At 58.8% G+C, this 15,836-nt stretch carries 13 protein-coding genes and 1 tRNA gene; 5 read left to right on the top strand and 9 right to left on the bottom strand.

Annotation, left to right across the window (positions count from 1 at the left end; genetic code table 11):
* Positions 1 to 18: 18 nt before the first annotated feature.
* The 4 genes from PO778_RS00785 to PO778_RS00770 form a co-directional block, all read right to left on the bottom strand.
* Positions 19 to 960: a polyprenyl synthetase family protein gene (locus tag PO778_RS00785; protein ID WP_271438263.1), complete on the bottom strand. Its 942-nt coding sequence runs from the start codon at positions 958 to 960 to the stop codon at positions 19 to 21.
* Between the two features lie 30 nt (positions 961 to 990).
* Positions 991 to 3,135 (bottom strand): FAD-dependent oxidoreductase, encoded by a 2,145-nt coding sequence (locus PO778_RS00780; RefSeq protein WP_271438262.1) that lies wholly within the window; start codon positions 3,133 to 3,135, stop codon positions 991 to 993.
* Complete coding sequence (locus PO778_RS00775) at positions 3,132 to 4,628, bottom strand: NAD(P)/FAD-dependent oxidoreductase (protein ID WP_271438261.1); 1,497 nt, start codon at positions 4,626 to 4,628, stop codon at positions 3,132 to 3,134. The genes PO778_RS00780 and PO778_RS00775 overlap by 4 nt, the downstream gene beginning before the upstream one ends.
* A gap of 154 nt (positions 4,629 to 4,782) precedes the next feature.
* Positions 4,783 to 4,872 (bottom strand) — tRNA-Ser (locus PO778_RS00770).
* A gap of 81 nt (positions 4,873 to 4,953) precedes the next feature.
* On the opposite strand from PO778_RS00770, the gene PO778_RS00765 reads away from it, so the two are divergent.
* Together PO778_RS00765 and PO778_RS00760 are read left to right on the top strand one after the other, a co-directional pair.
* Positions 4,954 to 6,036: a peptidylprolyl isomerase gene (locus PO778_RS00765; protein ID WP_271438260.1), complete on the top strand. Its 1,083-nt coding sequence runs from the start codon at positions 4,954 to 4,956 to the stop codon at positions 6,034 to 6,036.
* Positions 6,037 to 6,042: 6 nt separating this feature from the next.
* Complete coding sequence (locus tag PO778_RS00760; RefSeq protein ID WP_271438259.1) at positions 6,043 to 6,360, top strand: DUF1905 domain-containing protein; 318 nt, start codon at positions 6,043 to 6,045, stop codon at positions 6,358 to 6,360.
* Here PO778_RS00760 and PO778_RS00755 read toward each other — a convergent pair.
* From PO778_RS00755 to hemF, 4 genes are all read right to left on the bottom strand, one after another.
* Positions 6,357 to 6,716 (bottom strand): VOC family protein, encoded by a 360-nt coding sequence (locus PO778_RS00755; RefSeq protein WP_271438258.1) that lies wholly within the window; start codon positions 6,714 to 6,716, stop codon positions 6,357 to 6,359. The two genes, PO778_RS00760 and PO778_RS00755, sit on opposite strands and share 4 nt — an antisense overlap.
* A complete protein-coding gene (locus PO778_RS00750; protein WP_160729220.1) occupies positions 6,716 to 8,806 on the bottom strand; it encodes a RelA/SpoT family protein in 2,091 nt (696 codons plus the stop codon). Before PO778_RS00750 ends, PO778_RS00755 begins: the two co-directional genes overlap by 1 nt.
* Before the next feature lie 68 nt (positions 8,807 to 8,874).
* A complete protein-coding gene (locus tag PO778_RS00745; protein ID WP_271438257.1) occupies positions 8,875 to 10,749 on the bottom strand; it encodes a M1 family metallopeptidase in 1,875 nt (624 codons plus the stop codon).
* Positions 10,750 to 10,828: 79 nt separating this feature from the next.
* Positions 10,829 to 11,686, bottom strand: coding sequence for an oxygen-dependent coproporphyrinogen oxidase (gene hemF, locus PO778_RS00740; RefSeq protein ID WP_271438256.1), 858 nt, complete (start codon positions 11,684 to 11,686; stop codon positions 10,829 to 10,831).
* 44 nt (positions 11,687 to 11,730) lie between these two features.
* Between hemF and pdeM the strand changes: the two genes are divergently transcribed.
* Positions 11,731 to 12,423 (top strand): ligase-associated DNA damage response endonuclease PdeM, encoded by a 693-nt coding sequence (gene pdeM / locus PO778_RS00735; protein WP_271438255.1) that lies wholly within the window; start codon positions 11,731 to 11,733, stop codon positions 12,421 to 12,423.
* 148 nt (positions 12,424 to 12,571) lie between these two features.
* Positions 12,572 to 13,093 carry a translation initiation factor IF-3 gene (gene infC / locus PO778_RS00730; RefSeq protein WP_160729216.1) on the top strand — a complete coding sequence of 174 codons (522 nt, stop codon included), beginning with the start codon at positions 12,572 to 12,574 and terminating at the stop codon, positions 13,091 to 13,093.
* A 70-nt stretch (positions 13,094 to 13,163) separates the two neighbouring features.
* Here the strand turns inward: infC and PO778_RS00725 are convergent, their stop codons facing one another.
* A complete protein-coding gene (locus PO778_RS00725; RefSeq protein ID WP_271438254.1) occupies positions 13,164 to 14,045 on the bottom strand; it encodes a hypothetical protein in 882 nt (293 codons plus the stop codon).
* Between the two features lie 323 nt (positions 14,046 to 14,368).
* On the opposite strand from PO778_RS00725, the gene PO778_RS00720 reads away from it, so the two are divergent.
* Complete coding sequence (locus PO778_RS00720) at positions 14,369 to 15,781, top strand: SLC13 family permease (protein WP_271438253.1); 1,413 nt, start codon at positions 14,369 to 14,371, stop codon at positions 15,779 to 15,781.
* Positions 15,782 to 15,836 lie beyond the last annotated feature (55 nt).

Below are 15,836 nucleotides of genomic sequence, written 5' to 3'. Positions count from 1 at the left end.
CGCAGAAACCCGCCCGCTCTATCTGCGAGATAGCTCGCGCGTATAATCCACCAGTTCCTCAAGCACCTTCGGATCGGAGGTCTTCGTCTGCGCCTGCCACTTCGCATCTTTTGCCAACTTGTCGAGGTGTGCGTCGGCGGCTGGCAACTGAGCGATCATGGCGTGTTTGATCCGGTCGAGTTCCGCCGGTGACGGATCGGACTTGCAGAACATATCGCAAATCTCGCGGTCCTGAATGGCAAGCGACGCTGGCAACGTCAGGATACCGTCACGCAGATCCTCCTCGCCTCCGCCGCCAAGCCCTTCCAACCCTTTGACATCGCCGACATCGTCACAGCCGTGATAGAGCATCCCGATGAGCCTGCCGAAACGCCGCAGGCTTTCATCGCGGGTCGCAAGGCAGGCGCAGGTTTCGAACATCGAACCTGTATCCTCGCCCGCAATATCCTCCCAATCGGCAACGCCCAGCGGCTGCCTGCGCAATCGCCACTGCGCGCATTCAGCAACGCCCAGCCGCTTCACCAGATCGGCAAACAGGCGGATATCGTGCGGGTCTTCAGCCGACATTTCGAACCCTTCGGCCACAATGAAACCCGACGCCATCAGGGCCGGCAACATGCCGAACTTCGCATGGAGCGAGGGAATACCGCGCCGTTCGTCCGAATGATCGAGGATATCGTCCACGATCAGCGTCATGTTGTGCATCATTTCCAGCACCGCAGCAGAGCGGATCATACTGTCGGGTATGTCGCCGCCTATCGCTGCCCGGTAACAACCGAAAATCGTCAGGGGGCGGAAGTATTTCGACCCTTCCACGAATTGCCATTCCAGAAGCGGCTTCAGATCTTGCCCGACCTGTTCGATCCAGCCGTTCAGCAGGTTGCGCACGCGGTCCATTTCATCCTCGAAACCGAGATCAGAAACGATGCCTGCAGTTACGGAGTCCAGTCCTGAGTTCACGATTTAAATCCTGTTGTCATAGCTTGTCTCTCAACGCTTTACGCGCCAGCGGCGCTGTCTCGGCGTTGGATCGGGCTGCGCCGGGGAACCGGTGCAGGAAAGGAAATCGGCGGTCATCCGCCCTGCCCGTCGGGCGAGCCCATCCAGCCCTTCGTCAGAGCCATCCTTAACCGCCGATCGGGATTTACCTTCCGCGCCCTCGGCCCTGCCCTCGGCGCATTTCTCGGTCGCATAGCTTGCGAATTCCCCGGCAACCATCAGCAGCGCAGCGCCAAGACCGATGAAATCGTCATCGCCATTGTTCCGCGGGCCGATTTTCTCGGGTCCCTCGTCACCCGTTAGCGCACTGTTCCAGAACCAGTAAGCGGTCGTCCACCAGTCGACGATATACTGCAACGGCAACAGCGGAAGATGGTCGGATTGCAGCGAATTGCCGAGGTATTTCAGATCAGGTTTTGGCGCGCTTCCTTCAAGCAAGGTCCAGCCCTTGGCCAGATAGGCAAACGGCATCAGTGCCAATTTCGCCGCCCGCAGAGCGGTGTTGCCATAGGTCAGATGCTTAATCAGTTCGATTGGCTTGCCGCGCATTTGGCCAGTACGTTCAGCATCGAAAGCCTGCACCGCTGCGGCGGCCAGCACGCCGCTCTCGACCGCGCCTTCGATAGTGGCCATGTCAACATTGCTTTGCGCCAGATCGCCCGCGAAGAAGATGCCTGGCAAAGTACCGGGATAGGCAGTGCAAGGCCTCCAGTCCCAACCACCCACTTCATTCAGGAACAGGGCGTAATCGGTATTGGACCGGGCGTGCGTCTTGGCCCAGTCGATATCACAATCGGGATCGCCCCATTTCGTGCCGATATCGATGCCGGGATAGAATTTGCGCAGTTCCTGCAGCATGAACCATGCCTGCGCCTCGAAATTGTGCCCCGGCAATGCCTCCCCGTCCGAAGCGGCGATGACCAGCGCGGTGTTGCCGCCAAATTCACCTTCGGGCCACAGCTGGGCGATATCGACGACCGACAGCCCGTATTTTGCGCCCGTCAGCCCGATGTTCTCCGGCGGAATATCGGGCAGCTTTCGATTGAGGTAGAGGTCGATCACAGGGATCGCGACCGAGCTGAGCCGCCGCACCTGCGCCAGGGATTGCTCCCGGTCGATCAGCCGGTCGCCCGCAAGATTGCGAGTACCGCCCATCACCAGATCGGTCAGCGGGGCACACGGAACTGCGATTACAACCTCGTCAAAGCCGCCCGAGCTGCCGCGTCCGCTGGAACCTGCACTGCGCCAGTGAAGCACGGGCCGGTCATCCACCAGCCGCACTGCGATTACCTCGGTAGAGGTCTTAACCGTACCCTTCATCTGCGCGATCAGGTCAGCGATCGGTTGCACCAGCCCGGTGTTCAAATCGTTCTTCAGCATGAACGCGAATGGTGCGCCGTTGGGGAAAGACAGCGTGTGCCGGATAAAGTCCTGATAGCTCGCGGCAGAGGTGCGCTCGCTGTTGATCGACCAGATCACCTCCAGCATGTAGTTTTCCAGTTCGGCAACCTCTTCAGTCGCGTAGCTGGTGGAATAGAGAAAGCCGTTCACGCTCTGCTTTTCAAGCTGGGCCATCCCCTCGCGGTCGAATGGATAGCCTGCAAGGTCGACCATGGAATATCCCATCAGGAACATTTCCGCTGGTGAAAGCGAGCCTGATTTCAGATTGGCGATGATCGCCTGCAGCGTCGTGGGATTGAGCAATTCATCATAGGTCTTGGACCCTTCGCGCAGTGTTTTCACCCCTGCGCGCGGTTCGAAATGATCATCCCTGCTCAGGTCAAGATCGTTCTCGTACAGGTCCCAGAAATTGTCGTACCAGTCGCAGAACATATGTGGATACACATCGTGCTCGACACCGGCGACCAGTTCGGACGAGGTATTCCCGCCGAGCCTTTCGTTCTGCTCGAAAATCGTCACTTCGAACCCGGCCTTCAGCAGCTTTATTGCAGAAGTAAGGCCAGCGATCCCGCCGCCCACCACCGCAACAGATTTGCCTTTGGCAGCTTTGGCCTTCGCTTTTGCGGGTTTTGCATTCGGCGTTCTGGCCGCACGCTTAGGTGCGGCTTTCTTCGCTGCCTTGCCGCTCTTGGCGGGCATTGTCTTGGAGGTTTTTACGACTGTTTCATCCGTCATGATTCAAGCTCCGCTGCGAAGGGGCCTTTGAGCCGAGGATTTTCCTTGCGTGTAAACGATGGACCAAGTTTCATCGCCGCACGGACGATGTCAGCCAGCCATGATATGTGCCAGGCGCGGTCATCATCAACCGAGGCCCGCCAGCCGGATTGCCACAAATTCCAGTCGCCTACGAAACCGTCGCGCGGAATTCCGCGCCCGGCCACCAGATCAGCCAGCACCGCCGCGCCGCCTTCTGCAATGTGACGCGCAATGCCCGTCCAGAGCTGCGACGCGATCGCGGCCGGCTGAACATTCAAGCCGCCGAACCCAGTCCCGCACACGCGCGCAAATTCTCGGTCGGTCTGTGCCCGTTCGAAACCCTGCTGCGTCATGCTGAGGAAAAAATCACCGAAATGCCGGTTGCGCATCATGGTGGCGTAAAAACTCAGATACAGCATCCCGTGGTCAAAATAGTCCCGGAAATCATCATCAAAACGTGCAAAGTCCGCTTCCTCGAACGACCCCCGCTCCAACGCCGTAGCAATCGTGCGAGCACCAATGATGGACGATTCCATGCCCTGCGTGATGCCTTCTGCGGTCATCGGATCGACGAAGCCGCCGGCATCCCCCACCAGAATCCCGCCGGCGAAGTGATTGCGGGTAATACCGCCATACATATGAACCGCCCCGCCCAGCGGCTTGGTCGCCATGACAGCGTTGGCGCAGCCGGGATGCCGGTATTTCAGACGGTCCATACTTTCCCTGAAAGATTGCTGCAACGAGATGCCGAACCGCTCGGTCGTTTCGCTCAACATGCCCATACCGGCATTTGCGCGCCCGTTACCGGTCGGGAAGACCCACCCGTATCCCGGGTAATGGTCTTCATCGAACCAGATGCATGCTTCGCTTTCATCCATCTCGACCCCATCGAGATAGACCCGCTGCGAAATGCCGATGTGACGTTTGTCATCGCGCCTCAGGCCAGCGTGTGCGGCAACCACCGACTGCACCCCGTCTGCGCCCACAACGACCGGAGCGGTAAAGCTTTTGTTGCCCTTGCCGACCTTGGCATCAACCCGCATCAGCCCGTCTTCACGGTGCACTTCGCGCACCAGCGCCTGATGGATCACGTCTGCTCCGGCCTTCGCCGCATTTTCCAGCAAGGCAGTATCGAGTTCGTGACGCGGCACGATATGGCCGTGGGGCGGCATTCCGGCCTCGCCCTCGTAATAAGCCACATCATTCTGGTACGCGATGTGCGGGCCGTAATAGGCCCTGACCTTGTCGATCTTCGCCCGTGATTTCAGGCCAAGCGCATCGGCGCAGCCCATCCGCTCGATGATCCGCAATCCGGCAGGCTCGACAAAGTCGCCGCACACCTTCTCGCGCGGGAAGCTGGCTCTTTCCAGAACCGCGACATCGATTCCCTGCTGCGCCAGCGCCCACGCCATGGTTGCCCCGGCGGGGCCGCCACCAACAACAATGACGTCATATCGCCCAGATGCCCTCATCGGATGTCCCCTGCGCGGCCAGCCCTCATTGCCCGCGTTGTTACGCTGACTTCACCAGAGCCCGATTGCAAGTTTGCAGCGCAATTGTTTGTGAATTCAAGGCATCAGGAAACCCGAACGCAACAAAAAAGGGCCCCTTGCGGGACCCTCTTTATGGCGGACACGGTGGGATTCGAACCCACGAAAGAGTTGCCCCTTTACACACTTTCCAGGCGTGCGCCTTCGACCACTCGGCCACGTGTCCGCGTGCCATTTCTGGCAGAAGGCGCGCACTAGCCGCGTGTCGGGCCTTTCGCAAGGCAGTTTCCTTTGCCAAGGTGCAGCCATGAAAAAGAACCTGACACTGGCCGCCGCTGCCGCCGCCTTCGCCGCGCCTTTCGCGCTAGCACTAACCGCGCCCGTATTGGCACAGGATGCGGGGGAACAGCCGGCCCCTTCGCCGAACGAGATAGTGGACGCTGCGCCTGCTGATGATTGGATACCGATTGCCGCAGAAGACCTGCTGGTGATGACACTCGCCCCCGATGCAGAGGGGAACGCACGCGAAGTGATCATCCAGCTAATGCCCGCTCCGTTCAGCCAAGGGTGGACCCAAAATATCCGGACTCTCGCGCGGGCCGGTTGGTACGACGATATCACCGTCAACCGGGTGCAAGATAACTACGTCGTCCAGTGGGGCGATCCGAATTATGACAATCCGGAGGCGGAAGGTGACGCAAAGCCGCTGCCCGAAGGGCTACGGGTGATGGAAGAAGACGATTATACGTCTCCAGCGTTTGCCGCTGACGGCCCATCAAAAATGCGTATTCAATCAGCTGCGACAATGGTTGGTTTGATTGCCGGCGGAGCCGATTTCGAAGTCTTGCAGGGGCTTGGTGAAGAGGATGCGCGCCAATACGCGCAAGCCACTTTCTCAGACCGGTATTCACAAATTGCCATGATCGCGAATGGTTGGCCGATTGCCGGGCAAGACGAGCAGTTCTGGCCCGTACATTGCTATGGCATGGTCGGGGTTGGGCGCGGCTATTCCCCCGACACCGGATCTGGCGCGGAACTCTACACGGTTATCGGCCAAGCGCCCCGCCACCTTGACCGCAATATCGCGCTGGTCGGACGCATCATTTCCGGCATGGAGCACCTCTCCAGCCTGCCGCGCGGATCGGGTGCACTTGGATTCTATACTGAAGACGAAGCGGAGAAACGCACACCGATAATGTCGATCCGGGTCGCGAGCGACCTCTCCGGAGGCGAGCGGCCAGCATTCGAATACCTTTCCACGGAAGGTGAAGCATTCGCCCGATATGCGGATGCCCGGGCCAACCGGCGCGATCCGTTCTTCATCGTCCCAGCTGGCGGTGCCGATATCTGCAATATCCCCGTGCCAATCCGGCGCGCTCCCAATCAGTGACGGCCAATGAGTGAAATCCTGACCTGCCGCACGCAAATGCGGCGTTGGCAGGGCGAACGCGGGACCTATCATCTTGTCGCGATCACTGGTGAGGATGCGCAAGCGATTGCCATGCACGAACGGCTGCTGCGTCTGGAACTCGGCGCGCGGCGCGGCTTCGGATCGGTGAAAGTATTCGCCAGCATTGGCGATACACGCTGGAAAAGCTCAGTGTTTCCGCAGAGCAAGTCCAGCGAATGGATACTGCTAGTCAGCAAGAAGGTGCTGCGCGCTGAAGAGCTGGCTGAAGGCGATACAGTTATGGTGCAGCTGGAACTGCTTTAAAGACGCTGCATCAATTCGATACGGTTGCCGAACGGGTCGCAGGTGAAGAACCGTGCATATCCCTCGACCGGTTTGTCATCGCGTGTTTCGAAACCCGCTTCGTCCAGCCTTTGCCTTAGTTCCGCGAGGTCATCGACCAGCAGCGCAGGGTGTGCTTTGCCCGCAGGTGTAAAGTCCGGATCGACACCGACATGTATGGCAACGGATCCGCTTCCGAACCAGCAACCACTGGATGAAAGATTGCTGGGCTTCGGCACCTCTGCCATCCCGAGCAGACCGGCGAAGAATTCACGCGCGGCATCTTCACCGCCTGCCGGGATCGCGATCTGGACGTGATCTAACCCGACAACGCCCATCAGATACGTTCAGCCTGCGCCACCGCATCGCTCGCCCGAAGTGCGCTGAGGATGCGGGTAAGGTGCGCCAGATCCTGCACTTCGAGGTCTATCTCATAGACGCCGAAAGGGTGTTCTGTTTGTGACAGTTCCAGCGCGCGGATATTAGCCATGTTCTGCCCGAATATGCCCGCCATTTCCGCCAACGCACCCGGCCGGTCGTAAAGCGTGGCACGTAGTTTGCCGATCGCGCCTTTCGAGGCCTTGCCCCATGACAGGTCGAGCCAGTCAGCATCGATCCCGCTGGCCAGTTCGAAACAGTCGATTGCATGGACTTCTACGCCCTCGCCCGCCTTGCGCAGGCCCACGATGCGGTCGCCGGGCACCGGGTGGCAGCATTCAGCAAGTTTGAAACCGACACCGGCAGTCAGTCCGCGTATGGAAATTGCGCGTTCCTGCCGCGCCCAATCTTCGCCCTGCTCCATTTCGCTGGTGCATCCCGGGACGAGCGCTTCCATCACTTCGCGGTCTTCCAGCTTGGCCGCGCCAATCGCGTACATGAAGGCTTCTTCATCCTCCATCTCCAGCCGTTTGACAGCCTCGCGGATTGCCTTCTTCCCGATCTTGGCCGGGACGCGGGTGGCGATTTCATCGAACAGTTTCTTGCCGATTTCGGCGACTTCAGCGCGCTCTTTCAGCCGCACGGCGCGGCGGATCGCGGCCCGCGCCTTGCCGGTGACGACAAAACCCAGCCAGCTTAGCTGCGGCGCGGCGCTGGACCCTTTGATAATCTCGACCACATCGCCATTTCCAAGCGGCGTGCGCAGCGGCATGTGCCGCCCATTGATCTTCGCGCCGACGGTCTGCGCGCCCAGATCAGTATGCACCGCAAAGGCGAAATCGACCGGCGTCGAACCCTTGGGCAGCTGGAACAGCGCGCCTTTGGGCGTGAAGGCGAAAATACGGTCCTGATAGATCGCCAGGCGAGTGTGTTCGAGCAGTTCCTCGGCATCATGGCTGGCATCGACAATTTCGATCAGGTCGCGCAGCCAGCCGACTGCACCGTCGGGCTTGTCGCCCTGTTTATAAGCCCAGTGCGCGGCCAGGCCGAATTCATTTCGCTGGTGCATTTCGCGGGTGCGGATCTGCACCTCGACGCGCATGGAGTTTTCATAAATCAGCGAGGTATGCAGGCTGCGGTAGCCGTTGTTTTTCGGGGTGGAGATGTAATCCTTGAACCGCCCGGGAATGAATTGCCACACGGTGTGCAGTACGCCCATGGCCGCATAACAATCCGCTTCGCTTTCGGTGATGACCCGGAACGCCATGATATCGGTGACCTGTTCGAAAGAGACATGCCGTTCGGCCATCTTCTTCCAGATCGAATACGGGTGCTTTTCCCGTCCCGAAACTTCGACATTCAACCCGGTCTCGGCCAGCGCCTGCTTGATCGCCAAGGCAATCGCATCAACCTGCCCGCCATCCTGCATCCGGATCTGTTCCAGCCGCCCAGTGATGGTGCGATACGCCTCCGGCTCCAGCTGTTCGAAAGCCAGCAGCTGCATTTCACGCATGTATTCATACATGCCCACCCGCTCAGCCAGGGGGGCGTAGATATCCATCGTCTCACGCGCGATGCGCTGGCGCTTTTCCTCCTTCTTGATGAAGTGGAGCGTGCGCATATTGTGCAGCCGGTCGCCCAGCTTCACCAGCAGGACGCGGATATCCTCTGACATGGCGAGCAGGAATTTGCGCAGGTTTTCAGCCGCGCGTTCGTTTTCCGGCATCGCTTCGATCTTGGACAGCTTGGTTACGCCGTCGACCAGGCGGGCAACCTCTGGCCCGAAATTAGCCTCGATATCATCGATTGTGGCCAGCGTGTCTTCCACAGTATCGTGGAGCAGCGCGGTCATGATCGTTTCCTGATCGAGCTGAAGATCGGTCATCAGCCCCGCGACCTCTACCGGATGGCTGAAATATGGGTCACCGCTCGCGCGTTTCTGGCTGCCGTGCTTCTGTACGGTATACACATAGGCACGGTTGAGCAGCGCCTCATCGGCGTCGGGATCGTATTCGAGGACCCGTTCTACAAGTTCATACTGGCGCAGCATCTTGCCGCCGATTGTGGGGCAAAAGTCCTGCGATGCAACGCAAATTTTCTTGTGCGGCGAATTAGATGCTAGCCGTTCACCATCGCATCTACAGTGCCGCGCGTAACGGCGTGATAGCCGGACCGTGTCTTGGCGTAGATGCGCTTGGCGATTGGCTGGCCCCAACTGCCCTGATCCATCAGCGCTTCGAACAGAGGAGCGACGAATTTGCGGCGCCCGACCTCGGTCAGGAATTTCTCGGTTGTCGGTACCGCGGCTTCATACCGGTTCTGCATTGCCAGTTCGAGCCACAGGAACAATTCTTCGTTGTTGCCCGAACCCGACAGCGACAGCGCATCGTCAAGCGCAGCAAGATCGGCGTTGCTCATCTTGCGCGGTATCTTGGCAAGGAAACGCTGGCGTTCGGCTGACGTCCACTTGTCCCAGGATGCAGTGTCCAGAGTGCGGTCCGCCGTGAAGGCCTTCGCTGCTGCGTCAACCTCTGCGAACGCGGCCGCGCCGGGACGCGCGACATTATCCGGCAAGCCGGGTTCGTAAATCCATTCCCGCAGCTTCAGCTTTTCCGCCTCGGCCTCGTCCTTTACCAGGTTTTCTTCCATGTCAGCGAGGATCATTACGCTCGTCGCAGGCTGGAAAGCATGGTTGTCAAACCACTGCGTCAGCCAGGCATCAAACCGGTCGCGGCCGACGATGCCTTCGACAGTTCGCAAGAAGAATGCGCCCTTGTCATACACAATCGCGCTGCCCACCGGATCGGTGTTGGCCGGTTGGTGCAAGGCGGTGCCCGGCGCCTCGTTGCCGACTTCGGCCAAGGTTTTCTCGATCGCGGCGAAACTCAGCGCGGCCTCCTGATCGGCGCGCTTCTTGCCGTAGATTTCCTCGACAATCCGGTTTTCGAAATAGGAGGTCACACCTTCATTCAGCCAGCTATCGGTCCAGTTGGCATTGGTCACGAGGTTGCCGGACCAGCTGTGCGCCAGTTCATGCGCCACCAGACCGGTCAGACTGCGATCACCGGCGATGAAAGTCGGCGTCAGGAACGTCATGACGGGGTTTTCCATCCCGCCATAAGGGAATGAAGGCGGCAGAACGATCATATCGTAGCGCCCCCAGCGATAGTCACCGTACAGCTTTTCCGCCGCATCGATCATTGCTTCCGTATCGGCAAGTTCAGCGGCAGCAGCGTCGATCATCGACGGTTCGCTCCATACTCCGGAACGCGGCCCCAGTTCCTTGAACACGATATCACCCGCGGCAATTGCAATCAGATAGGGCGCAACCGGCTTGTCCATTTCGAATGTGAACGCGCGGCGTCCATCGTCGAGCGTTTCCGGATCGTCTTCGGACAGGCCGGACATCACGACGGTCAGTTCCTCAGGCGCTGTAATCCGCGCGGACCATGTCTGGCGAATGCCTGGGCTGTCCTGCGTCGGGATCCAGGTACGGTTCAGCGTCGCCTGCCCCTGACTGAGCAGGTAGGGATGCTTGCCTCCGGCAGTCTGTTCGGGTGCAAGCCATTGCAGCGCCGCTGCGTCGCTGGCCGAATAGGTAATGGTAATTTCGCGTGCATCGCCCATCTCGACCGACAGCGGCGCGCCCTTGCCCTCGACAATGTCGCCGACCTTGTATTGCAGCGGTTTGCCGTCGGCATCGCTGATCGAATCGATCTTCAAGCCGTCGGAATCGAGGATAACCGTGTCGACGCCCTTGTCGGCGATGATATCCAGCATTGCGCTGCCGCTGACCATTTCCCGCTCGAAATCGAGATCGAGATCGAGATCGATATGAGTCACTCGCGCTTTTTCAGGCTCCGCAAACGTCTGGTCATCGTGCGCGTCTTCGGTGGTGAGTATCGGCGCAACCTTCGGCGCCGACGGATCGCCCGTTTCCGGGGGATTGCAAGCGGCAAGGAGCAGAAGGCTGAACGCGGAAAGGAAACGCATGGATAACTCCGGAGGAATGGTTGCGGCGGTGCGTGGCAGATGGTGGATCAATAGGCGATGAACAAGGTCGCCGGTTAAATCAGGTCCAGACAGCTTCTGGCGGCAGGCTCATCAGGATGGCGTCGATATTGCCGCCCGTTTTCAGGCCGAACAAGGTCCCTCGGTCATAAACCAGATTGAATTCAGCGTAGCGGCCGCGCCACTGCAATTGCTGCAATTTGTCCGCTTCGCTGAAATCGCTGTCCAGACGGCGGCGCACCAGCTTGGGATAAACATCAAGAAACGTCTGGCCAACATCCTTTGTGAAGGCGAAATTTCGATCGAATGCGGCATCGTCATCGCATTCGAGATGATCGTAGAAAATTCCGCCGACACCGCGGTGGCATTTGCGGTGCGGGATGTAGAAATAATCGTCCGCCCATTTCTTGAACCGTTCGTAATAGGTCGGATTGTGGCCCGCACACGCGGCGCGGAATGCGGCGTGGAATTCGTCCGTGTCCTCAGCATACGGGATAGGCGGGTTGAGATCGGCGCCGCCGCCAAACCACGCCTTGCCGGTGGTCAGGAACCGCGTGTTCATGTGCACTGCCGGAACATGCGGGTTGGCCATATGTGCGACCAGGCTGATTCCGGTTGCGGTGAAGCCGGGGCTTTCCGGGCTGGCGCCATTGACCTGCCCTGCAAATTCCGTCGAAAAATTGCCGCGCACGGTCGATACATTGACCCCGACCTTTTCAAAAACCTTCCCCTTCATCAGCCCTTGCGTGCCCCCGCCGGGATCGGGATTGCCCTCCTCCTCGCGTTGCCACTGGGTGAAGGCGAAGCTTGCATCGCTGCCCGCTTCGCGTTCGATCGCCTCGAACTCGTTGCAGATGTTGGTCCGCAGGGTTTCAAACCACTCTTTCGCGGCGGTAGTCTTGTCATTCCAATCGGTCATGAAACCGGCTTGCCATTATCGTATCGCTGCGGCAAGTGGGCTGAATGGTTCCCCTTTCGTTCGCACATCAGGAATTCGCGCTGACAACTTCCGGCGCGCTCTACTGGCCGGCAGAATCCGCGCTGCTGGTGGCAGATCTGCATCTTGAGAAAGCGAGCTTCTTTGCCAAGCACGGGCAGATGCTGCCCCCGTATGACAGCCGTGAAACGCTGGAGCGGATTGCGGAAGCGATTCGCGAGACGGGTGCGCGGCGCGTTTTCACTCTGGGTGACAATTTCCACGACAGCGAGGGATCGGCGCGCCTTGAACCTCATGCAGCAGGGATGCTGTCTGCCCTGACCCGTGCGGTCGACTGGGTATGGATCACTGGCAACCATGACCCCCATATGGAAGCGCGAGCGGGCGGCTCGATAGCGGAAGAACTGGAGATATCGGGCACCGTTCTGCGGCATGAAGCAAAGCAGGGCGAAACGCGCCCGGAATTTTCCGGTCATTTCCATCCCCGCCTGCAGCTAAGTGTCAGAAAACGCAGAATTCGCCGGCCGTGCGCTGTTATCGCGAGCGGGGCTGAAACAGGCGGGCGGATGATCCTGCCGGCGTTCGGCACACTGACCGGCGGAATGGATGCAGGGGACCCCGCAATTGTCAAAGCGTTGCAACCGGCGGACACCATCCGTGCGGTGCTGCCTGCGGGCGGGAAACTGGCGAAATTCACCCTGTGGCAGAAGGCAGCGTAGCGGCCAGCACACACTGCCATGTTTTTCCGCATCGCACCCCCGACGAGGCTAGCGTTTCAAGGCATTCGTCCCTAAGTAGCACCCACAAACACGACACGATTACATTGGCAATTCAGGAGATAGCCCCATAGCCCGTCCACCCCGGCGCATGAACACGCCGCCCACCAAGAGCGGCCCGCGCTACGATAATTTCATCCAGAGCGACAAAGTTCGCGTGATCGACGACCAAGGCGAAAACCTTGGCGTCATGTACACCAACGAAGCAATCGAACAGGCGGCCAATGTTGGCCTGAACCTGGTCGAGGTCTCGCCCAACGCAGACCCGCCCGTGTGCAAATTCCTCGATGTTGGCAAGTACCGGTTCGAAGCGCAGAAGAAAGCAAACCTCGCGCGCAAGAGCCAGAAAACGCAGGACATCAAGGAAGTCAAAATGCGTCCGAACATCGACACGCATGATTATGACGTGAAGATGCGCAACGTTTTCAAATTCATCGACAATGGGGACAAGGTGAAGCTTACGCTCCGCTTCCGTGGACGCGAAATGGCGCACCAGGAACTGGGCATGAACCTGCTTCGCCGGGTGCAGGACGACACAGCCGAAGTGGCCAAAGTCGAAGCATTCCCGCGCCTCGAAGGCCGCCAGATGCTGATGGTGCTCGCACCGAAGTAATGCCGCGAAAGGCAAAACTGATTGAAAAAGGGGCGCCGAAACAGGCGCCCCTTTTTTATTGTCGTCGCAATCAGTTGAAGTGACCCACGCGGAGCCGCTCCTCAGATACTTCGATTGCCTTGGAAAATTCCGAACCCATTGAACGCAGCTTCGACAATGCGCCGCTGACCATGCGCGCATGACCGCTGACCGACGATTCGAGTACAGCGATCTGCTTCTCATCCCAACCGTGGGCTTTGAGACGGTCGCGGATCGTCTGGATCATGCCTTCGTATGCACCGTCTTTCGCGATCCACTCATCCACCGTGAGCTTACCCTCGGCGAGGAGATCGGTGAGACCGGCCTGCAATTCCTTCATCTTTTTCAGATTGGCGGCATCGATCACCGCCTCGCCAAACTCGGCCTGATTTTTGATATCGTCGATGCTTTGCATCAGGCGATAGTAAATTGCAGTGGAGGTCACTTCCTCAGAACCGAAGGTGTCCTCGTCGCGAATGTTGGTTGAAGTAGCCTTCAGAAAACCGAACATACCCGGCGCCAACCGGGTCATCGAAAAAGAAAGGCTCGACGAAGACTCCGAATTCGACTTCGCAGCCTCTGCGACTGTGTTCACGACATCGACATAGGCGTTGATCGCCTCTTCGCTCATCGCCGGCTTTTCAACGCCCGGCGCGCTTGCAGCGATTGCAGCTTTGAGCGCGGACACCACAACCCCTGCGATTTTGTCGAGGCTGAACTCGCTCGTATATTCGGTCTTGATGTCAGAGGCATACTCCAATTGCCTCGCATCAGTAATTTTCGCGTCGGCGAGATGAGTATCGATCTCGTCATAGAATTCCTTCTTCACCGCTTCAGACCTAGACTTCAGAGCGTCTTCCAGCTTTTTGACTTGTTCAGCGGCTTTTGTCGATTTGTCTGCCGCTCTTTCAACGGAACCTGATCTACAAACCATTTTAACTCTCCTGTTTTGCGATTTTACAATTGCGACTCGCAGGAAAGTCCCTCGATTTCTGTAAGACTAATCACCCCTATTTATTTTGATTGTATAAAAGCGAAATATAACGAATCCTATTGAAGATTATTACTATCTCTTTGAAATATTGAATGCTTTTTTGGCAAAACTATCTCGAGCATCACTTGTGCAGTCCGCAAGAAGTGGCTGACCAGACCGTCGGAATATCCAGGCTTCTTCCAACGCATCCGCAAGCTGTACGGATAAAGCTTTAAACGCGGCGGAACTTATGGTTTGGCTTCCACTCTGGAGGAGGGAAGTTTTTGACAGCAAAACAGATCGGTTTCGTCGCGGGCCTTGCGGCCTTTGCGCTGACGCTCGTGTTTCCTGCGCCTGCCGGTATGCCGGCGCAGGCATGGATGGTCGCCGGGCTGGTCGTCTGGATGGCTGCGTGGTGGATGACAGAGGCGATCCCGCTGACCGCGACCGCCCTTTTGCCGTTTGTCGTGTTGCCATTCGCCGGTGTGCTGACCGCCAAGGAAACAGCTGCCGCCTATTACGCGCCAATCCTGTTCCTGATCCTGGGCGGCGCATTCATAGCGCTGGCGATCGAACGCACCGGCCTGCACCGCAGATTGTCACTGGCGATCCTGAAGATGGTCGGCAGCGGAGGCGGACAGGCCCGATTGCTGCTCGCCTTCATGATGAGCGCGGCGCTGCTTTCGATGCTGATTTCGAACACCTCGACCAGCCTGATCATGATGCCGATGGCACTTGCCGTGCTGGCTGGCGGCGGGCTGGCTGCAGAAGAGCAGGAGGGACTGGCCGGAGCCCTGCCCATGGGGATTGCGTTCGCCGCGTCCATTGGCGGCCTGGGCACGATTGTCGGGTCTCCGACCAACGGGATTGCGGTAGCCCTGCTCGACAACATGATCGGGCTTCAGATCAGTTTCGCGCAGTGGACGGCTTACGGTTTGCCCATCGTTCTGGTGGGCATCCCCATCGCAGCCTTCATCATCGCCCGGGTCCAGCGCGTGGCATCGCATCCCTTCGATGTCGGCGCAGCACGGGCGGCGATCGACACTCACGCCGCATGGACAGTGCCCGAAAAGCGGCTCGTACCGCTGATCGGTGTTACTTTCCTTCTGTGGATGACCGCACCTCTGCTGAAGGCATATCTGCCGGACGGGTCACTGACCGACGGGACGATTGCAATCGTGGCAGGTATATTGCTGTTCGTATTGCCTGACGGGACTGGCCGCCCGCTGCTGGTCTGGAAGGAAGCAGACCGCGCACCGTGGGGAGTCATCATGATGTTTGGCGGCGGACTGGCACTGGCTGCAGGTATGGGCGCATCGGGCCTTGCAGAATGGCTTGGCAACGCATTGCTGCCGCTGTCCGCCGTCCCCCTGATCGTAACCGCGCTGGCGATTGTCGCGATGGTCGTGCTGATTACAGAGTTCGCCAGCAATGTCGCGACGGCCAGCGCAATCATCCCGGTCGTCGCCAGCCTGACGGTCGCTATGGGTGTTGACCCGGTCTTGCTGGCAATGCCCGCCGCGCTCGCCGCCAGCTGGGGCTTCATGCTGCCGGCGGGAACCGGACCAAACGCGATTGCATGGTCCACCGGCCGTATCCGGCTACCGCGCATGGTCGGTGCAGGCGTAATCCTAGATATCGTCGGTATTTTCCTGATCGTGGGACTCGTCTGGGCAGTCGCCATTCTCTTTGGTTGAAGCCGGTCGTTTCAAATGATACCGGATTGAATGAAAGATCGTTCGGAGATGCGTT

Origin of the sequence: Pontixanthobacter luteolus (genome assembly GCF_947494915.1) — a bacterium.
Lineage (GTDB): Bacteria > Pseudomonadota > Alphaproteobacteria > Sphingomonadales > Sphingomonadaceae > Pontixanthobacter > Pontixanthobacter luteolus.
Note: the sequence above shows the minus strand (reverse complement) of the source record. Positions and strands in the feature narration are given on the sequence as shown.